Annotated in this window: 19 protein-coding genes and 1 riboswitch; of the genes, 10 read left to right on the forward strand and 9 right to left on the reverse strand. The window is 36.3% G+C overall.

The window, feature by feature from the left end:
* The first annotated feature begins 21 nt into the window (after positions 1-21).
* Positions 22-123: riboswitch (purine riboswitch) on the forward strand.
* A 131-nt stretch (positions 124-254) separates the two neighbouring features.
* From ACE1MS_RS01245 to ACE1MS_RS01255, 3 genes are all read left to right on the forward strand, one after another.
* A complete protein-coding gene (locus ACE1MS_RS01245) occupies positions 255-839 on the forward strand; it encodes a xanthine phosphoribosyltransferase (RefSeq protein ID WP_036162548.1) in 585 nt (194 codons plus the stop codon).
* Positions 839-2,137 (forward strand): nucleobase:cation symporter-2 family protein, encoded by a 1,299-nt coding sequence (locus ACE1MS_RS01250; RefSeq protein ID WP_031417662.1) that lies wholly within the window; start codon positions 839-841, stop codon positions 2,135-2,137. The genes ACE1MS_RS01245 and ACE1MS_RS01250 overlap by 1 nt, the downstream gene beginning before the upstream one ends.
* A 518-nt stretch (positions 2,138-2,655) precedes the next feature.
* Positions 2,656-3,177, forward strand: coding sequence for a DUF2179 domain-containing protein (locus ACE1MS_RS01255; protein WP_012292513.1), 522 nt, complete (start codon positions 2,656-2,658; stop codon positions 3,175-3,177).
* A gap of 22 nt (positions 3,178-3,199) precedes the next feature.
* Here the strand turns inward: ACE1MS_RS01255 and ACE1MS_RS01260 are convergent, their stop codons facing one another.
* The gene (locus ACE1MS_RS01260) at positions 3,200-4,516 is read right to left on the reverse strand and encodes a DUF2252 family protein (RefSeq protein ID WP_031418287.1); all 1,317 of its coding nucleotides are present in this window, start codon (positions 4,514-4,516) and stop codon (positions 3,200-3,202) included.
* Positions 4,517-4,687: 171 nt separating this feature from the next.
* On the opposite strand from ACE1MS_RS01260, the gene ACE1MS_RS01265 reads away from it, so the two are divergent.
* The gene (locus ACE1MS_RS01265) at positions 4,688-5,260 is read left to right on the forward strand and encodes a YitT family protein (protein WP_012292515.1); all 573 of its coding nucleotides are present in this window, start codon (positions 4,688-4,690) and stop codon (positions 5,258-5,260) included.
* Between the two features lie 57 nt (positions 5,261-5,317).
* Here the strand turns inward: ACE1MS_RS01265 and ACE1MS_RS01270 are convergent, their stop codons facing one another.
* The 4 genes from ACE1MS_RS01270 to ACE1MS_RS01285 all read right to left on the reverse strand — a co-directional run bounded on the left by ACE1MS_RS01270 (position 5,318) and on the right by ACE1MS_RS01285 (position 9,218).
* A complete protein-coding gene (locus tag ACE1MS_RS01270) occupies positions 5,318-6,214 on the reverse strand; it encodes a DMT family transporter (protein ID WP_031418289.1) in 897 nt (298 codons plus the stop codon).
* Positions 6,215-6,319: 105 nt separating this feature from the next.
* Positions 6,320-7,480 (reverse strand): PucR family transcriptional regulator, encoded by a 1,161-nt coding sequence (locus ACE1MS_RS01275; RefSeq protein ID WP_197224083.1) that lies wholly within the window; start codon positions 7,478-7,480, stop codon positions 6,320-6,322.
* Positions 7,481-7,606: 126 nt separating this feature from the next.
* Positions 7,607-9,043, reverse strand: a complete 1,437-nt coding sequence (locus ACE1MS_RS01280) for an amidase (RefSeq protein ID WP_447402648.1) — start codon at positions 9,041-9,043, stop codon at positions 7,607-7,609.
* Complete coding sequence (locus ACE1MS_RS01285; protein ID WP_031418294.1) at positions 9,033-9,218, reverse strand: hypothetical protein; 186 nt, start codon at positions 9,216-9,218, stop codon at positions 9,033-9,035. The genes ACE1MS_RS01280 and ACE1MS_RS01285 overlap by 11 nt, the downstream gene beginning before the upstream one ends.
* A 327-nt stretch (positions 9,219-9,545) precedes the next feature.
* Between ACE1MS_RS01285 and ACE1MS_RS01290 the strand changes: the two genes are divergently transcribed.
* From ACE1MS_RS01290 to ACE1MS_RS01300, 3 genes are all read left to right on the forward strand, one after another.
* Complete coding sequence (locus ACE1MS_RS01290; RefSeq protein WP_031418296.1) at positions 9,546-10,427, forward strand: EAL domain-containing protein; 882 nt, start codon at positions 9,546-9,548, stop codon at positions 10,425-10,427.
* Complete coding sequence (locus tag ACE1MS_RS01295) at positions 10,405-11,355, forward strand: GGDEF domain-containing protein (protein WP_197224085.1); 951 nt, start codon at positions 10,405-10,407, stop codon at positions 11,353-11,355. Before ACE1MS_RS01290 ends, ACE1MS_RS01295 begins: the two co-directional genes overlap by 23 nt.
* A 291-nt stretch (positions 11,356-11,646) precedes the next feature.
* The gene (locus ACE1MS_RS01300; RefSeq protein WP_031418298.1) at positions 11,647-13,041 is read left to right on the forward strand and encodes an L-cystine transporter; all 1,395 of its coding nucleotides are present in this window, start codon (positions 11,647-11,649) and stop codon (positions 13,039-13,041) included.
* A 45-nt stretch (positions 13,042-13,086) separates the two neighbouring features.
* Here ACE1MS_RS01300 and ACE1MS_RS01305 read toward each other — a convergent pair whose 3' ends face one another.
* The 3 genes from ACE1MS_RS01305 to ACE1MS_RS01315 form a co-directional block, all read right to left on the reverse strand.
* Entirely contained in the window at positions 13,087-13,401 is a 315-nt protein-coding gene (locus tag ACE1MS_RS01305; protein WP_012292521.1) for a hypothetical protein, read from the reverse strand.
* Positions 13,402-13,502: 101 nt separating this feature from the next.
* Positions 13,503-14,042 carry a DUF1273 domain-containing protein gene (locus ACE1MS_RS01310; RefSeq protein WP_031418299.1) on the reverse strand — a complete coding sequence of 180 codons (540 nt, stop codon included), beginning with the start codon at positions 14,040-14,042 and terminating at the stop codon, positions 13,503-13,505.
* Positions 14,043-14,268: 226 nt separating this feature from the next.
* Positions 14,269-15,408, reverse strand: a complete 1,140-nt coding sequence (locus ACE1MS_RS01315; RefSeq protein ID WP_198695245.1) for a DUF418 domain-containing protein — start codon at positions 15,406-15,408, stop codon at positions 14,269-14,271.
* Between the two features lie 103 nt (positions 15,409-15,511).
* Here ACE1MS_RS01315 and ACE1MS_RS01320 point away from each other — a divergent pair, with 103 nt between their 5' ends.
* A complete protein-coding gene (locus tag ACE1MS_RS01320; RefSeq protein ID WP_012292524.1) occupies positions 15,512-16,213 on the forward strand; it encodes a response regulator transcription factor in 702 nt (233 codons plus the stop codon).
* Entirely contained in the window at positions 16,210-17,853 is a 1,644-nt protein-coding gene (locus ACE1MS_RS01325) for a sensor histidine kinase (protein ID WP_099805784.1), read from the forward strand. The genes ACE1MS_RS01320 and ACE1MS_RS01325 overlap by 4 nt, the downstream gene beginning before the upstream one ends.
* 32 nt (positions 17,854-17,885) lie before the next feature.
* On the opposite strand, the gene ACE1MS_RS01330 is transcribed toward ACE1MS_RS01325, so the two are convergent.
* Positions 17,886-18,803, reverse strand: coding sequence for a TetR/AcrR family transcriptional regulator (locus tag ACE1MS_RS01330; RefSeq protein WP_012292526.1), 918 nt, complete (start codon positions 18,801-18,803; stop codon positions 17,886-17,888).
* 157 nt (positions 18,804-18,960) lie between these two features.
* Here ACE1MS_RS01330 and ACE1MS_RS01335 point away from each other — a divergent pair, with 157 nt between their 5' ends.
* Positions 18,961-20,475, forward strand: a complete 1,515-nt coding sequence (locus ACE1MS_RS01335) for a DHA2 family efflux MFS transporter permease subunit (RefSeq protein WP_031418305.1) — start codon at positions 18,961-18,963, stop codon at positions 20,473-20,475.
* Positions 20,476-20,537: the final 62 nt, after the last annotated feature.

The raw sequence follows: 20,537 nt of genomic DNA on the forward strand, positions 1-20,537 counted from the left end.
AGTGATGAATTGGATATTCTGATAGATTCATACAATTTTACTCATATAATAGCGAGGATATGGCTTGCAAGTTTCTACCGATTTACCGTAAATAAATCGACTATGGGTAGCAATGCTTTTAGAGAACTTCTTACATGATGTTTTCTATTCCTTTCGACGTTTTAACGCTGAATGCTTTGCTCCACTCGTAGCTGAATGGGACCAAGGTGTTCAGCTTTTTTTATTAATATTTAAGAAAGAAGGATATGACAGAAATGAAGTTATTACACGACAAAATTATGCAAGAGGGTAAAGTTCTATCTTCTTCAGTATTAAAAGTAGATTCATTTTTAAACCATCAAATTGATCCATTGTTAATGAAAGAAATTGGCCACGAATTCGCAAACCGCTTTGCTGACCAAGTAATTACAAAGATTTTAACAATAGAATCTTCAGGTATTGCTCCTTCTGTCATGTTAGGACTAGAAATCGGTGCACCAGTAGTGTTCGCTCGTAAACGTAAATCATTAACACTTTCAGATAACCTTTATACGTCAAAAGTACATTCATTCACAAAAAATGAAACAAATGATATCTCAGTATCACGTAATTTTTTAAGTGAGGACGACAATATTTTAATTGTTGACGATTTCTTAGCAAATGGTGAAGCAGTAAAGGGCTTACTTGATATTGCGGCTCAAGCGGGTGCCCATGTTGTAGGAGTGGGCATTGTTATTGAAAAAGGCTTCCAAGATGGGGGCAAATTATTACGTGAGCAAGGTGTCCGCGTAGAATCATTAGCGATTGTAGATTCTCTTGAAGATGGCAAAGTGACATTTGCTACGGAGGCTCGCGCGTAATGAATACCTTTAAATCAACGACGCTAGCAATTCAACATTTACTTGCGATGTATGCTGGAGCCATCCTAGTGCCACTTATAATTGGAGGGGCAATTGGCTTTAATTCAACACAAATGACGTATTTAGTGGCGATTGATATTATGATGTGCGGGGTTGCAACACTTTTACAAGTTTACTCGGGTAAATTTATTGGTATTGGTTTGCCTGTAGTACTTGGTTGTACATTTACAGCGGTAAGTCCAATTATTGCTATAGGTACAAACCCAGAGCAAGGTATCACAGATATTTATGGTTCCATTATTGCATCTGGTTTGATTGTCGTGATTATTGCCGGCTTCTTCGGGAAGCTAGTGAAATTTTTCCCACCAGTAGTAACAGGATCTGTCGTTTCTATTATCGGTATTTCTTTATTGCCAGTAGCTTTAAATAATATGGCAGGTGGACAAGGAGCAGAGGATTTTGCATCCGGCTCAAATATTGCATTAGCATTTATTACGCTAGTAATCATATTAATCGTCTATCGTTTTTCTACAGGCTTTATCCGTGCTATTTCCATTCTAGTTGGGCTAGTAGCGGGTACCATCTTAGGGGCATTCATGGGCAAGGTTAATTTTCACCCAGTAGCAGAAGCGGATGTATTCCATATGGTACAACCATTCTACTTTGGAATGCCAACATTTGATGTAACAGCTATTATTACAATGACTCTTGTAGCTATGGTATCTCTAGTTGAATCATCTGGTGTTTATTTTGCACTAAGTGATATTTGTAATAAAAAACTAGATTCAAAAGATTTGGCTCGTGGCTATCGCTCAGAAGGTCTTGCATCTGTAATCGGTGGTATATTTAATGCCTTTCCGTACACAACATTCTCACAAAATGTAGGACTTACACGTATGTCAGGCGTAAAAGACCGCAAAGTCATTTACATCACGGGTGGTCTACTGGTAGCACTTGGCTTCCTACCCAAAATCGCAGCATTAACAACGATTATTCCAACGTCTGTATTAGGTGCGGCCATGCTTGCGATGTTCGGTATGGTCATTACACAAGGTATGGGTATGCTAGTACCTGTGATGAACGAATCTGCTGAAAATGCGATGATTGCTGCGATTGCAGTAAGTTTAGGTGTCGGTGTATCAGTCGTTCCTGGTATTTTTGATGCTCTACCAGATAAAGTGTCTATTTTAACTTCTAACGGTATCGTCTGTGGTTCAGTCACAGCGATTATCTTGAATATTTTATTCAATATGATTGGACCAAAGCATAAAAAAGACCCGATGCATGGGGAAGCATAAAGAGATAATGCAATGATATTTATCAGAATATCCCACATATTTTGATGAAAAAAATGTTGTAAAGTCGCCTGTTTTTTAACTATTAATTTAGTTGAAGGTAGGGGGCTTTTTTCTATGCGTAAAAGTGTGCATGTTAGAAAAGATGTTGAAGATATTATGCTACTAAAAAAGTGAAGAGAGTAGAATAATATAATGAACATTACCGATTTTTTATTCAATGGTTAGAGCACCCTGGATACTAAATAGGGTTCTTCCTTTTCAAAGAAATTTGTCATCTTCTTCTATTTTAAATAGAAGAGGTAACATGGCTTTTACTAAACTATATTTTGAACTTGAAAGTGACCAAAGCTAATGTCGTTTGAGTAATACAACAGCTTTTTTACTATATATTTATTTTAGCCGTTGATGTTTAGAATTGAATGGCGAGGGAATTTATAAATAAGGTATTTTTAATAGAATGTAACACTCTATTTCAACATACACTTATATATAACTACTCTTAGAAAGGTCTAGTATAAATGCAAAGTATCGTTTTGATTTTAATACTTCAATTAGTATATGTACCCTTTTTAACGTTACGTACAATATTTTTGGTGAAAAACATTACTTTCCTTGCTGCCATATTCGGTATGCTAGAGATGCTCGTGTATGTATTTGGCCTTTCGCTTGTTTTTAGTGGGAAACAAAGTATGTTAGCTATGGTCGTTTATGCAGTTGGTTTTGGTTTAGGTATTTTTTTAGGAGCCAAAATTGAACGAAAGCTGGCGATTGGTTATGTTTATACAACAATCAATACTCAAAATAAGAATGAAGAGCTTGTAAGGTTTCTCCGTAATGAGGGATTTGCTGTGACGATTTATGTTGGAGAGGGGCGAGATAGTAATCGCTATAAATATGAAATTTTAACAAAGAGAAATCGAGAGACGGAACTCTTTCAAATAGTAGAGCAATTTGAACCTAATGCATTTATAATTTCGTATGAGCCGAAGTCATTTAAAGGTGGTTTTTTACTAGCTCGTATGAAGGCTAAGCAAAAATAATTTTTAAAAGTAAAGACCTTAGCTATTGGCTAAGGTCCTTTTGATATTGCTGTTTAAATTGAGTATCAACCCAGTTTTTAAATAGGTCAAAATCGGAGGAGACTGTGTCTTTGTAGTTCATAGCCTGTAAAATTACTTGATCAACAAATACATGACGATCTTTCCCAATCGTTTTTAAAATCTCATCCTCACTATGATAGGTAAAAACATGGGAATAATCGATATCCGCTCGTGCATGTATTTTAGCGGCTATTTGTCCCATGATTGAAGTTGTTGCATAGTAATCCTCAACATTTTTATAGTTTTTAGGCTTTACTTTCTTTTTATAGGGAGAACGTTCTCGAATGTAAAATTCCTGCTCATTCATAGTGATATAGTCTAAATGAGGGTCCTCTAAATGGTGCATGGCTTTTTGTGTCCCCACTACTCGAGCTCCTTGATGCTCATAATGCTTCCAAAATTCTTGGTTGTAAGGAAGGAAATAGGCAGGGATCGCTGTACGTACCTCTTTCATTTCTAATACTAATTCGCCTACTCCCGATGCACCTTTTTTATTTTCTACTAAAATATAGTATCGTTTTAAGCCGATGGAAGCAGTACCTGAGCCATACTTGCAAGCAATATCTTTAATCTTGTAAGCAGGTAGTGCGCTCGTAATGGCATTATATTCATCGGCAGTAACGGGCTGAATTTCATCATTGCTAATAAATAGTCGTTGCCCGTCTTCATTGACATAGGATATATCCTGTAAAAATTGGGAGCTTTGACGTTTCTCTAGCTTTTTCAACAATTTCTTGGCGGGTCCCTTTGTGTTTTCTTTCGTAAATACGAGCGTTAGAGGATCATCCTGTTTACGCTGAAAACGTTTTAACTGATCCATATAGCTGTTGAGCAGGTGTTGAATAGCCGTTTCCTGAGCAGTCCTATGTACGCCTTGTTCCTCTAAATAGAGTGCGATACTAACACTCATCCGAATAATGTCATACAAATAAGAGCCAACATAACCTTCATCAAAATCATTGACATCAAAGACAATCGTACCATCTTCATTTTGAAAGGCACCGAAGTTATCCATGTGCATGTCTCCTTGAATCCAAGTTGGTTTGAGAGTAGGTGTATGGAAAATGGAAGAAATTTTTGTCATGTCAAAATAAAAGAGATAAGCACTTCCTCGGAAAAAGCGAAATGGACTTTCAAGCATTTTCTGATACTTCTCCAAACGCTGTGCTTCAGTTAACTTCATTCGTTGAGCATCAAACTCCTCAAAGATAGTATTTAATAGCTCCTTTCTTAAAAAAACTCTTGTATGTTTCACCTGTTCCAATAATGCATGCTCCATCTAAAAACCCCCTTTAGGTTACATGTATATACGAAAAATAAATGAATAGGTTTCGAAGAAATTTATCAAAAGTACTCGATAAAAATGGCTAAGGATCTAGGGTTATTTCGTAACATGTTCAATCACCTATTTTCATACTATAAGACATGCTCAGTTACGGAGGGGGGTCATATGTATTTTTTGATAAAAAGCCTTGTCATTATAGTAGGGAGTATTTCTTTGTCGTTAGGAATTAACTTATTCTTAACACCCTATGAAATATTAGATGGGGGAGTAGTAGGTTTAGCGCTGATTTTACATTATTTATATAAGCTAAAGATTGGTTTAATGATTATTATCATTAGTATCCCTATTTTTATTATTGCATGGTTTAAATATAGAGCTTATTTTTACAATAGTATTCATGGCTTAATTACCTCTTCATTGACTATAGACTTGTTAAAGCCAGTCAGAAATCTCATTCATATAGATGCTCTTTACAGTGCTATACTTGGGGGGATTCTGGTAGGCTTCGGAATCGGCTTAATGCTTCGTTTTCAGACAAGCACTGGAGGGACAGACCTCATTGCACAATTTATTAGTGATAAAACAAGTATTAATGTAGGGATATTAATATTTTTTATTGATTCTATCGTTATTGTTGTGGGCGGCTTCCTGTTATCCTCCACTACTTTTTTATTGTCTATTATTACGGTTCTAGTAGTAGGCATAACGACGAGCATCATTACGAGTCGTGCTTCATAACATTCGTTTACTCCTGAGCGTGTTGCATAAAAAAATAGCTCCAGTAAGAGACTGAAACTATTTGGGTGTCTGATTATCGAGTGTTTTCATCAGCTTCTTTTTAGGGTGTGCTGGTTTGATTTCTGCAATGAGTATGGCGAGTAAAATAAGAACAGCTCCTACAACCATACGGCTCGTTAAAATTTCGTGCAGGAAGATAACCGATAAGATCATGCCGAAAAAAGATTCCGTTGATAGTATAATAGCAGCCTTTGTAGCAGTAGTATATTGATTGGCCACATTTTGAAAGAGGTAAGCTATCGTTGTTGAAAAAATACCTAAGTAAATAATCGAATAGATGGCTTCTTTTTCTAGTGATGTAGGGATTTCTCCTTGGCTAATGACCACAAGAATACCTATAAAGGAAGCGGTAAGAAATTGAATGATAGTGAGTGCAATGGCATCTTCCTTTTGAACAAAAAGATTTGTATAAAATATATCAAAGGCAAAAGCAACGGCACAAGCTAACGAAAGGGCATCCCCCATATTCATCGTCAATGAACCTTGTAACGATAAAAAGCCAATTCCAACAATGGCCATAAAGGACCCAATGATTTCATACCCATCAATTCGACGCTTATAAACCGCATAGGCGATTAATGGGACAATAACGACATTAACAGCGGTTAAAAAGGCATTTTTTGATGGTGTGGTATATTGAAGTCCAACCGTTTGAAGAGCAAATGCTATATACAATATCGTACCTAATAAAGCACCTTTCCATATGACAGATCTAGACGCTTTTTTTAATCGGGAACCGAATAAAACAGTTAATATAATTGAAGCTAATAAAAATCTACCAGCCATAACTTGATAAGCGGTTAAATATTCTAAGGCAATGGCTGTTATAACAAACCCACTGCCCCAAACAATGGCTGTAACGAGTAGCATACCATCAGCTATGTAAGTTTTCATGAAATTCTTCCTCCTAACTTCCATTAGGATAGCATAAGAGAGAAGATATTAATTTGATTTTATTTCTAAATATTCAGGCGTTTTTTTGTACTTATTCCAAAGCGATTATTCATCACTCAATTTGCTATGTAATAAGTACAATTTAACGGCTGCAGCTAAACGCTCATAAAATACATAGTCATTCTCTACAGGTACTACTAGCTGACGGATTTTAGCCATACGATAGCGGATAGTATTGGGATGACAATAATGGGCAACAGCTACCTCTTTAATGTTTCCTTTTTTTGTAATATAGGTTTTGGCTGTTTTTAATAAATCAGGATCTGCCTTATCATCGAGTAAAGGCGCTAAAAAGGAAGATACATAGTCCATCGCAAATGTAGGATCTTTACGATACAGCTCTATTAATAAACGATCTGATGCAAGGGACTTATAGTGGCAGCTTGATACCTTTTCAATTTCGGCAAAAACACTAGCAAAATAGGCTTCTTGTAAAGCAATTGAGATTCCTGTTTGTGTGTCGTACCAATTGCTATAACCAAAGGTGAATGCTTCAGCAGGGATAGTATTTAATGTTAGCCATTCATGTATAAACCTCTCAACCTGAAACTGCTGAGATGGGTGGGTAATAATCATAAAAAGACTTTGCTTATAGGAGCAAATTAAACCCGTTTTTAGTAAAGGCTCCATTGATAAAAAGTTTTGCCTCCAATCACTTCGAGATAAACCCTTTTCCCTTAGATTAGCTACAAATACATACTTGTCAAAGGGTCTCTCGATTTGCTGAAAAATCGACTTCAGCTCCTCCGGTGCAAGATCCTCCTCCATTAATCTTCGTACAATTGTTTCTAAAAAAAACGAGTAATCCTGTGTTTTAGCATAAGCCATCGTTTCTAAAATGATTTTTTCAAAAAACTCATCTCCACCAAATCTAAGGATTGGGAAATTTTGTTCTTCCGCATAAGTTATAACCTCTTCGGGCAAATCTTTATAAATAACAGGCTTATAGGCTAAGGCACTTGCTCCTAGCTCAATTAAGCTTTTGACGGCATTTAATAAATACTCCGGCTTTTGCTTGGCAAATAATAGACTGCTTAACACAACACTGTTAGGGGTGAATATGGTATCTCGCACATGATGTATATCTGGGGAGAATTCAAAGTCTAGTATTTCTACGTTGTGAACTGCTTTATGCAAACCGCTGTGACCAGCTACAACGATAAAATCTTTAGTAATGGGTAATTGTAAAAAATTCTCTACATTCATGAATGGATCATTGCCTTTCTTGTAGTAAGCTACTATCTTCTATTATAAAAGTACGCCACAATAAAAAACCATTAGTTTGATAAGATTATACATACAATAAAAAAATCTGCTCATCGTGAGCAGATTTTAAACATTATTGATAGATTCAATAGTAGCGAAAATATTAGGCTTTCTATTTTTTAATGGGTTCGTCTGTTCAATAGCATACCCAACATTTAAAATTCGTCCTTCTTTAAAGGCAGGACCAATAATTTGTAGACCTATTGGTAAATTTCCTTTAAAGCCGCAAGGAACTGAAAGGGCAGGTAAGCCTGTTAAGTTACTTGGTCCTGTAAAACGAATGATATTATCAATCAAATCTACTTTTTTGCCATTTAGCTCAGCGAAATCATCACCAATGGTATTTGCCACTACAGGTAGAGTAGGGGTAATAAGCACATCTACTTGATTAAAAATTTCGTTAAACTCCTGCTTAATTTGACGACGTACCTGCTGTGCCTGTAAGTAATCAACGGCAGAAGGTAGTTCCCCTAGCTCAAATAATAACCGGATATCGTCTCCGAAATCTTGAGGTCTCTTTTGTAAATCAGAATGGTGTATAGCTGCTGCCTCAGAAAGGGATGTTACAAGCTCTGCCCATTCTGCATATTGTAAGGATGGAATTCGCACTACTTCCACTTTAGCACCTTGATCTACTAAACTTTGAATGCTCGCTCGAACAGCCTTTTCTATGTCAGCATCTACGTCTTTAAAGAAGTATTCTTCATTAATGCCGATGACTAAATCCTTACTATTACCTGAAAGTTGCTGCACGTAATTGTCAGTAGGTACATCTATGCAAGTAGGGTCTCGATGATCAAAACCAGAGATGACTTCCAGCAAGCCGGCTGCATCCTTTACCGTCTTTGTCATGGGGCCGATATGGTCTAAGCTCCAAGCGAGTGGGTAACAGCCATATTTACTTACACGACCATGCGTAGGCTTTAAGCCAACGATACCACAGGCAGAAGAAGGGATTCGAATCGAGCCTGCTGTATCTGTTCCTAGTGAGGCGACACTTGCACCTGCTGCAACAGCGGCACCGGAGCCACCACTAGAGCCACCAGGAATTTTATCCAAATCCCAGGGGTTGCGAACGGGCCCGTAATGAGGGTTATTATTAGTAATTCCCCAAGCATATTCATGCATGCTTAATTTTCCAGTGAAAATAACACCAGCATCACGAAGTTTCTCTACTACTGTTGCATCATAATTAGAAACGAAGTCCTTATGAATTTTGGAGGACATCGTTGTAATTTTATCTTTAAAATATAAGTTATCCTTTAAGGCCATCGGAATTCCGTGATACATTCCTTTATATTGCCCTTGGAGAATCTCTTGTTCTATTTTATTTGCTTGAGACAATGCTTCCTCTCGATAAAAGGCCATATAGGCATTAATCTTAGGCTGACTTTCCTCAGCAAAATCTAGAATAGCTTTCGTAAGTTCCACAGGAGATAAGGCCTTCGATTGTAGTAAAGGTGCCAGTTCTTCAACAGATTTTAAATGTAAATCAGTTGTCAATGTGATCACCTCCAGGAATATTGCGTACAGCGATATCCGCGTCATCAATCGCAATACCTTCTAGGTGGCTACGAAGGGACTGCATACCTTCCCAGCGTGTTTTTAATAGTTCAAGGTGTTCAGGTTTCGGTGTAATTCCTTTGTTCTCCAATAATTGTTGAATAGACAAGCTCATTAACAAGATCCTCCCTTGAATAGTTTTATTATCTAAATAGGTTTCCCCATAAAGACCAATATCGTCAATCACAAATAATTATAATAGGTAATATAATCCTATTATTACAATCATACACTAACGATAGTTTATATCAAATAAACAATTTGTAATAAAGTGAATATTGTGAAATAAGAACCGTTTAATAGATGTGAACAAAATCTTACTACTCGGAAAAAGGTATCCTGAATTCTAGTGCTAGAGCCTGCTCTTTTTACATGCGATTAACAGTCTATTTACAATGGAAGCGTACAATGAACCATAATAACCAATTGAAGAGGTGCAAGCATGGAGTCAGCTGTGGAACAAACTAGAAAAACGAATAATGTTTTTTCTTTATTAAAATATTTATACGGGCAACATCAACAAAATACGTTATATATAAAACGTTTAAAAGCATTGAAGCAAATTATTCAACAAGGTTCTTTACATACATACTTTCAGCCTATTGTAGATTTACAGACAGCGCAAACAATTGGATTTGAAGCTTTAAATCGTCCAATACCCTCTGAATTGTTTACGAGTGTAGACCAGTTTTATGAATTTGTAGGACAAACAGATTGTGTATTTTTATTTGAGTGTTTTTGTAGAAATCTTTCTTTACAACGTTTCAAGGAACGTATGCACAATGATTTGGTAGATAAAAACCTTTTAGTATTTCTGAATATACACCCGAATGTATTATTAGATAAAAAATATCATAGTGGGGAAACGCTACAATTATTAAAGGAACTCGGCATTAAGCCACAACAAGTAGTTTTTGAATTAACGGAGCGTAGTGCTGTTATAGATTTTGTTGAGTTTGAACGTGTATTATCACATTATAGATCGCAGGGCTATCGTATTGCGGTAGATGATGTTGGCTCGGGTTACAATAGCTTAAAAACACTTATTTATTTAAAGCCAGAATTTATTAAACTAGATCGTTCATTAATTCAATGTATTGATCAGATTAGTGAGCAGCAGCAGCTTGTTACATTGCTAATGAAGTATGCCGAGCAGGCTAAAACTAAAATTATTGCTGAGGGAATAGAAAGACAGGAAGAGCTTGAGTATCTACATCGTATCGGTATTCACTATGCGCAAGGGTATGCGATAGGAAAGCCCGCAAAGGAAATGCATTTGGGGAAAATAAGGGTGGGTGACCATGAAGATTGGGGAAGTCATTGAAAAGGTTCCATGTATTGATGAATTTGTGAAAAATAAAGAAGTAGATGTGCTTTTTACGAGTAACCCATCATTACGGAGTGTGGTTGTAGTTCGTGATAAAAAACCTATTGGGCATATTACACGTACGCATTTCTATCAAAAAATAGGCACTCAATATGGCTATCATTTATTTATGGGACGGCAAAATCAATTAATTATTAAAAAGAATCCTTTAATTGTAGATCGGAATATACCGATTACTGAGGTTAGTACTCAAGCGATGTCTAGACCCCCAGAGGATTTATATGATGATGTAATTGTCACTAAAAATGATCTATATGATGGAATGGTTAGTATAAGGGAGCTTCTGTTAAAGCTCGTTGACACTCAGGTGGCCATTGCTAGCTTTTTGAATCCACTAAGTAGTTTACCGGGTAATAAATTAATCAATGAAAAGCTTGAGGAAGCCTTAAAACTTCCACAATATAGTTTAATATATTTCGATTTAGATCATTTTAAATCCTATAATGACACCTATGGCTTTAATAGTGGCGATAAAATCCTACTATATTTAACAGATATTCTTAAGAGACATTTATGTGAGGTAGACGATTTTTTAGGGCATATTGGTGGCGATGACTTTGTAGCGATTTTGCCCCATTATGAGGCAGCCTCGATTTGCCAGAAAATTATTGATGAGTTTGATGCAAATATTTCGAGTTTTTATGAATTAGAGGATCTCGAATATGTGCAGGTAGCCAATAGAATTGGAAAACTGGAGCCATTAACATGTACTACCTTATCCGTTGCAGTTATTACAAATGAATTTCAATATTTTGACTCCGTAGAACAATTATCTAATACAGTGACGCACGTGAAAAAACAGTGTAAAAAAATTACTGGAAGCTGTTATTTGATTAATAAACAAGAAACCTACTTCGTTCATTAAACGATGTAGGTTTTTGTTAATGTTTAGAGGGGTATTTAGTATTAATTTTGTAATCACAGGGAATGAACCCATTAAAGTGATAATGTTGTCACCAATTGAAGCATAGGAGACTAAAATATTTTAAAGAAGTTTCACTAAAATAATCGTTTTACGTTTCGAGGGCATAATAAATCATGACAAATCGTTTTTATTGTATGAAATTAGTAATCTTAATAAAACATACTTGAATTATAGGGATTATAGGTATATAATTCGATTACATTATTATAAAACACCTTAGGAGGCATTCCATTGTCGAATTTACAAATCATTCTTAACGTCGCAGTTTTGCTTGTGTTCGTTGGAATTTTATATGTCATGAATAAAAAACACGTGAAGTTTTCGAATCGTGTTTTTGCAGGTCTAGGTTTAGGGATTTTACTTGGTCTTGGACTTCATTTTATTTACGGTATTGATTCTGAAGTTTTAGCCAAAACAACATCTTGGTACAATATTATAGGTACTGGGTATGTTAAATTGTTACAAATGGTAGCCATGCCATTAGTATTTATATCAATTCTCATTGCCTTTACAAAAATGAAAATTGGCAAAAATTTTGGGAAAATGGCTGCTCTTATTTTAGCTATTTTAATTGGTACGACAGCTGTCTCGGCAGCAGTAGGTATTCTTTCTGCAACAGTATTTGATTTAGATGCAACACACATTTTACAAGGTGAAGCGGAGACAGCACGTGGCCAATACCTAGAGGAAAAAACGACTGGTTTAGCAGCACCAGATTTACCAACACAAATTGTTGAGTTATTCCCAGCCAATCCATTCCTTGATTTAACAGGAGCTCGTTCAACTTCAACAATTGCTGTCGTAATTTTCTCAGCATTCCTTGGCTTTGCTTATTTACGTGTAGCACGTAAAGATGAAGGGACAGCAGCAACAATTAAAAAAGGGCTAGATGCTATTTATGCCCTTGTTATGGGTGTTGTAACAATTATTTTACGTTTAACACCGTACGGAATTTTAGCTATTATGGCTCGTACTGTAGCAACATCTGATTTCGGTGCCATCTATAATTTAGGTAAGTTTGTAATTGCCTCTTATGCAGCTTTAATAATTGTATTCTTAGTACACTTATTAATCTTGACATTAAGCGGATTAAATCCAATTACGTATATGAAAAAGTCTGCGGAAACATTATTATTCGCCTTTACCTCACGTTCAAGTGCTGGTACTTTACCGATGAATATTAAAACGCAAACAGGTCGTCTAGGGGTATCTGAGGGTATCGCCAACTTCTCAGGTTCATTTGGTTTATCAATTGGTCAAAATGGCTGTGCTGGTGTATATCCTGCCATGCTAGCGATTATGATCGCACCTACAGTAGGCATTAATCCTCTTGATCCTGTGTTCATTATTACAGTTATTGCAGTAGTAGCAGTTAGCTCATTTGGTGTAGCAGGTGTTGGTGGTGGTGCAACCTTTGCAGCAATCCTTGTATTATCAGCCCTTGATTTACCGGTTGCCCTTGCAGGTGTATTAATCTCAGTTGAGCCTTTAATTGATATGGGACGTACAGCTTTAAATGTAAGTGGTTCAATGACAGCTGGTGTTACAACAGCACGTATTACGAAAGAATTGGATACAGAAATGTATAATAATAAAGAGTTAGGCGCGCAAGTATCCGACCTATAACATCGAATAACCCCCTTTAAAGGTGAAACTTTAAAGGGGGTTATTTTATATGATTTTTACATAAAAATCTTTACCATTAATTATATCAATAATCTCAATATTAAAGTGTTTTTTATAATACTCAAAAATATTGTAGGCTAAACCGGAGTGTCCATTTAAATATGTTCCTTTTTTAATCTCTTTACGTGGGTTATGAAAATCAAAATATAAGCGGGAATCCCTACTCATGGTACTTAAAATGGCTAGAAATTCTTGTTCTTCAATATGAATGCCGCGTGTATAGCTACACTCTCTGCGATACGTATCATGAGCAATATTTATAGGAGAAGCTTCAAAAATTACTTCGATTTGTTTCTTCAAATGATGACAGCTCCTTTCGAATGGTGGTAAAAAAGCTGGCTACAGACAACCTATTTCATAATACTAGTATATAATTGTCGGAAAATTATATCAATTATTTTCTACCAATCTTGTTGCTGTATTTCCTCCGCTATCATCTGTAAATCATAGGCATTGATTGTTAAAAGTGAATAGTCATGTGACTCCATAAATTTTTCTGCCAGACGTTTGATATATTTTGGAGAGCCTTCATTCTCTTCATCATAAATTAATAATAGTCCATCTGTATTTTGAATTATAAATTTATCCTTCTCAATAAATTGCCAAGGAGCTTCGTACGGTTTTTTTGTAATGCTTGTAACGAAATCTGCTCGGGCAATTATGGTTTGGTATTTTTCCTTTTTAGGGTCCTGCCAATTTTTCTCTTGTTCTAAAAAGGGTGTGATAACTGCATATTTTAAATGAGGAAATTCTTTTTTTAGCGTCCATACAACTTCAGCACTCCAAGATTCTACACCTTGTTGGCCGCTTATAATAACCCATTCGAGCCCTTCATCAAGTAGAAGACGTAGACGGTTTTCCAATGCCTTTTTAATGATGCCAATCCCAGGATGTTTATCATTAAAAATACCAAGTTCATGTGGTTTATAGCCTGTAATCATGATACGCGTTAACAAGAAAATGCCCCCTAGCTGTATAGTTGTAGTAATAGTATACAGTAGGGGGCAAGGAAAACGAATGTGATATTATCGATTAAAATGCAATAGTGTTAAAATTACTGCTACAGCCGCACAAATACCTAAAAACCACCACGAGTCTGTAAAGTCTTCTTTAGAGTCACTATTCATATGAAATAATTCCTTTCTTCTATAGTAGTTTGTAGGTGTCTTACTTCACCTGACCAGTCCACGACCAATTCGTCCATACACGTAAGACTGTTTCAAATGGGCCGCGTTTAAATTTCTTTAAATAGGCAAGGCTGAAGACACATTGTAGACTGTAAACAACGATACCGAATAAAATACCGCCAAAGATACCTAGCTTGCCGTATAATCCGAGACCATAACCGTAAAAAACAGTTGTACAAATAATAGTTTGTAGTAAATAATTGGTTAAAGATAATTTGCCTACGCTCTCAAATGCAGGGGCGAGAAGCTGTACAGGGCGTGTTTTATAGAGTAAAGCTGCAAGGCTGACATAGCCAAGTGCTAATAGCTGAGATCCGCCCATCGATAAGATGGAAGAAAAATCACTTTCTATAAAACTTACACTTTTACATGCGAGTCCTATAGGAACTAGCAGTGCCCCTAGCTTATACCACTTTACTTCCTCGTCCATTTTCGTAAAGGCTTGCTTTTTAGCGAGTGCCATACCGAAGAGGAATAAGGGAGCATAAAACAATGGCGCAAAAATTAATACAATAAAGATGAAGGAAGGGTCCTCCATTCCAGGTACTTCTGCATTTGCTCGGAAATCAAAAATTTCTAAGTAGCTTCCATTAGCATAGACATCATTTGCTTGTTCAATGTAAGTATCTAATTCCTTTTGTTCCTTTTTAGTTGCCTCCATAGAATCGTATGTTAAAGCCGTCGTAAGGACAAATAGAATACCCGCCCATATAAACAAAGTTTTTGGTTTACGATTAATAAAGGGAATTAAAAATAAAGTCATACAGCCATAAGTAAAAAGAATATCGCCTTCCCATAATAAAATGGAATGTAGTAAACCGAGGGCAATTAAACCAGTTGCCCGACGTAATACTGACCAGCGGCTTTTATTTTTTTTTCTTCGAATGGATTCAATTAATTTAATAAGCGAGAAGCCGAATAAAATAGTGAAGATGGGCATAAAGGAGCCTTCAATTACAATCTTTACAAAATATAAAGCTCCGTTATCTAAGGTAGAAAGATTTTTTAATTCATCTTTGCCATACATTCCAAACTGGAATATCAGCAAATTCGCCATTAAGATGCCAAATAAACTAAACCCACGCATTGTATCAATGAAAGTAACACGATTAGTTGTCATTGCGTTTTATCTCCTTAATTGGTTATCTTATACATAGAATAGTTGAGGAAGCTTATGGTGAAATAATGACTACCTTAAAGTAATCTTAAAAGTAGGTGAGGATATGCAGAAAGCATCCATATTAGTATTAGAGGATGAACGAGCGATTGCTGAAATGATTGATATCATTTTAAGAAAAGAAGGCATGACAAGCATTACATTATGTAACACGATAGAAGCAGCAAAATCCGAGATTTATGCTAAAACATTTGATTTTTACCTTTTAGATATTATGCTGCCGGATGGTAGTGGGTTAGAAGTGGCGAATCTTATTCGGGAAAAAAGCGATGCTCCTATTTTTTATTTAACAGCTAAAAGCAGTGACGCCGATAAACTTCGGGGTTTTATGAATGGTGCAGATGATTATATTACAAAACCATTTAATCCACTCGAGCTTGTTGCAAGGGTAAAGGTACAGTTAGCACGTTATATGAAGAAAAAGCAAGTCACAGAAAATCATCTTTTTACATGTAGCCGTTTTACATTCGATATTGATGCAGCAGAAATCACTGTAGATGGGGTAAGGGAAATCATTAGTGGCCGTTTGTTTCATTTATTGAAATATTTATGTGATAATGCGGGGCAAGTATTATCTAAGGAACAAATTTACGAGCGTGTATGGGGAGATTGTTTGTTTGATGATAATACAGTAATGGTACATATACGAAAACTGCGAGAAAAAATTGAAAAGAATCCTGGTAAACCTACCTGCATTATAACGGTCAGAGGTATTGGCTATAAGCTTGTTGGGGATGTTTCCTCATGAAGCCAGCAGGGAAACTAACGCTTCGTTTTGTATCGTATTTCATTATATTTTATTTATTAATTATTTCGGGCTTTATTATGAGCTTGGTGTTTTTTGCGATCTTTATTAATGATCGTGTAGGAGACAATATTCATGTCATGAGCTCCTTTGAAATTGAGGACGATGCCGTCATAGAAAAGGGAGATTCCGTTAAAATTGCCGATTATTTAGTAGAGCGTGCTGAGGAAAATGCAGGTCAACTTTACTTATTTGATCAGTCGATGACCATTGTAGATTATACAGGGGAAAGCTGTGAACTATGTGGAAGGCCTGATAGTGAAATTTTTGCATTAAAGCAGCCAGGTATGCACACATGGGAACTTCCAAAATATTATTTGTTATTTCTACCTATTTCTCCTGTTCAGCCATTATTTGACGAGGCTCTTGATAATTGGTTAGCTACAGGGACGATTTCAGATGTCACAATTCAGCGTTTAAAAGAACATAAAGCTAGTGTTGAAATTTATGATACGGAATGGAACCGGACGGACATTGTAGGAAAACGTTATGAAGAGCTAAAGAAGCCCCAACTGGTTGAGGAGAAATATGACATATTCGAGCATGAGGAACTTAAGCAAAGTACAACCTTAGCGGATGAGTCCACATTTGTTGTCCGTATGCCTAACCCATCCTATAAACCATTTGAAGAGCCCTTCAATAAGGCGATGATATTGTTTGTTTCCGTTTTCTTTGGTGGGCATATTATTTTATTGCTGGGCGTTATTTTTTTATCTATTAGTATTTCACGACAATTTGTACGTCCACTTGTTTATGTCATATCGCGAATTGAGCGACTTACCCAATTCGATTACAGTGATATTAGTGATAAGAACATCCATCATAAGAAAAGTGGGAAATTGAAACGGAAATTTAAATTATTTCAGCCTGTAGAGGAGTCCTTAAACCATTTATCTGAGCGACTTGATTCAAATGAAAGGCAAATTAAGCAATCAGAGCAGTTACGTGAGGAGTGGATTACAGGTTTATCGCATGATTTAAAGACGCCTTTAAGCTCTATTTATGGCTATTCCACAATGCTTGCCTCGGAGGATTATGAGTGGACAAAGGATGAGATGCGTATTTTTGCACAAACTATGCAGGAAAAGGCAACCTATATGGATGCCCTCATACAAGATTTAACGTATACGTATCAGTTAAAAAATAAGGCCATACAGCTTGATAAGGTATTACTGCCATTGACAACATGGTTAACACAATTTGCTGATGAACAGGTAAGCGTAAGGGTTTATGGTGATGTGATGCTGCAGGCAGATGAACTTTTGCTCAAGCGGATTATGGATAATTTAATAACCAATGCGAAAAAATATACACCTGTAGGCACGAAGGTAATGGTGGAGGCGCAACATACTGGTAAAGAAGTGATGCTAACAATTGCTGATCATGGTCCTGGCATTCCTCAGGAAGAGCTCGATAACCTATTCGAACGTTATTACCGTGGAACTAACACGACAGATGATACAACAGGAACAGGTTTAGGACTAGCCATTACAAAACAGCTTATTGACCTCCACAATGGCACCATAAGTGTACGTTCAGATCGTGACGGTACAGTATTTATTTTAAGATTTCAATGTCATTAAAAAAGAGGTATCAAATTTTGATACCTCTTTTATTATTGTCTATTTTTGTTGCAGCGCTCAGCCGGACGCTCAATTTTTACATAGCGCCATAGACTATTGGCGATATCGCGGGCTTCTGCGACATGTTCTGTTCCAACGAATGCTTTACGGAAAGGTGTAAGAAGTGACTCGATGATAAAAAGCTTTGGATTTTCGCGTTGAAGCTCCTCTAATAAAAATTCTGCATACTCCAAGCCTTCTACTGTTTCATTATTCGTTAATCCTTTGGCAAAGCCGCGTAATTGTTCGATGACCATATCTTTTGTAACGGTTTTATAATTGACTACATTTTGAATAGTATTGATCATTTCAACGCTAACGATAATTTCCTTCGATTCAAGCATAGTAGGTATAATAACGCTAATATTGCGCAATGCTACACGTACAATGGCTTCTCGATTGATATATTTATCATAATCAGCTATAAAAACTGCGCGCAATGTGAGGTTAATCATTCCAAGCGTTTGCACAGCACATTCATAGCTTATTGGGCTAATTTCTTCACCGAAGACTTGAACAAGACGATTAGCTAACCATTCTAATTCCTGTAGATGGTAGTTAATAATAATTTTTTTTAGTTCTTTATCTCTCGAATGAAAGATTGATTCAAAAATTTGAATTAAGTTATGTTCGCGATTGACGTACATGAGAACAGCAACTTGCTGTGTTAACACTTCTAAATCTGTAGGATCCTTTCCGTAAATAAGTTCATGTCTACGATTACTTGCTTCCTCACGTCCTTCATCTAAAATGGCGATTAAGCATTCGTTCTTCGAAGAGAAATGATTGTAAAATGTCCCTTTTGAAATTTTAGCATCATGGATGATGTCGTTAATCGATGTATCTAGAAATCCTTTTTCAATAAAAAGTGCACGCGCAGCTGTGATAATTTGTCTTTTTCTTTTGTTCATGACCTCACCTTTTTAAAAATATTATACTCTTATTCTACACCATAAACGTTGATATATCAACGTTTATAAAAAATATAAACTTATTTGTTGAAAAAAGTAGACTACGAGTATAAAATAAGTTTTATCGAAAAACACACGAAAGAATTGAGGGATATAAATGAATAGTGAGCAGACAATGAAGAAGCCCCCTTATGGCATGATTGCTATATTATTTGTGGGTGCTTTTGTTGCTTTTCTTAATAACACATTGTTGAATGTGGCATTACCAACAATTATGAAAGATTTTGGGATCACATATTCAAAAGTACAATGGCTCGCAACAGGCTATATGCTAGTAAGTGGTATTTTAGTTCCTGCTTCAGCATTTTTTGTGACACGCTTTAAAAATAGACATTTATTTATTACAGCGATGTCTATCTTTACTATTGGTACAATTATGGCAGGCTTCGCTCCCAGCTTTGGCATGCTGTTAGCAGGTCGTATGGTGCAAGCAGCTGGAGCATCCAGTATGTCACCACTGTTAATGAATGTTATGCTAACTAGCTTCCCGAAAGAGAAGCGTGGGGCAGCAATGGGGATCTTCGGTTTAGTCATGATTATGGCACCAGCAATTGGACCGACATTATCAGGTTATATTGTGGAGCATCATGATTGGCGTATGCTTTTCCAAATGATTATTCCATTTGCGATTATTAGTTTATTATTTGGTGTTTGGAAATTAAGAAACGTGATGGAGACACGTGAAGTTCACTTAGATTTCCTATCAGTACTTTTATCAACAGTTGCATTCGGGGGTATTTTATACGGCTTCAGTACAGCAGGGGATAAAGGCTGGTCAAGCCCTTGGGTATATGGCACAATTTCAATTGGCTTTATCGCCTTAATTATTTTCATCATTAAACAATTAAAAATGGATCAACCATTATTGGAATTACGTATTTATAAATATCCAATGTTTGCATTAGGGTCTGTTATCTCTGTTATTGTTTCCATGGCAATGTTCTCAGGGATGATTCTAACACCGGCTTACGTACAATCTATTCGCGGTATTGAACCTTTTGAAGCTGGCTTAATGATGCTTCCAGGAGCGCTTGTAATGGGGATTATGTCACCAATTACTGGTAAGCTTTTCGATAAGTTTGGTCCACGTATATTGGCCATTATCGGATTAACGATTACTACAATCGCAACATTCGGTTTAACAAAATTAGAAATTGATTCAAGCTATACATTTATTGTATCGATGTATACAATTCGTATGTTCGGTATGTCGATGGTAATGATGCCTATTATGACAAACGGTTTAAACCAATTACCACAAATTATGAATCCACATGGTACAGCTATTAACAACACATTACAGCAAGTATCAGGAGCCATTGGTAGTGCGATTTTAGTTACATTCATGAATAATCGTACAAAAGCTAAAGCCGAAGAATTAATTGTCGAGGCGAAAGCAAATGCAGCACAAGCAGGTGCAGCACCTACACCAGAGCAAATGCAACAAATGCAAGATCAAATTATGCAAACTGCTTTATTAGATGGTATTACACACTCATTCTTAATTGCGGCTGGTATAACAGTGATTGCAGTCGTGCTTGCATTCTTCTTAAAACGCGTAAAGGTTGAAAGTGCAGCAGCTTCGATGGATTTGAAAAAACCAACTAAATAATGAAGAAACTCTCTATCAAGTATGCAATGACTTGGCGGGGAGTTTTTTTATGAAAAAAAATT

The organism is Lysinibacillus sp. fkY74-1 (genome assembly GCF_053165895.1).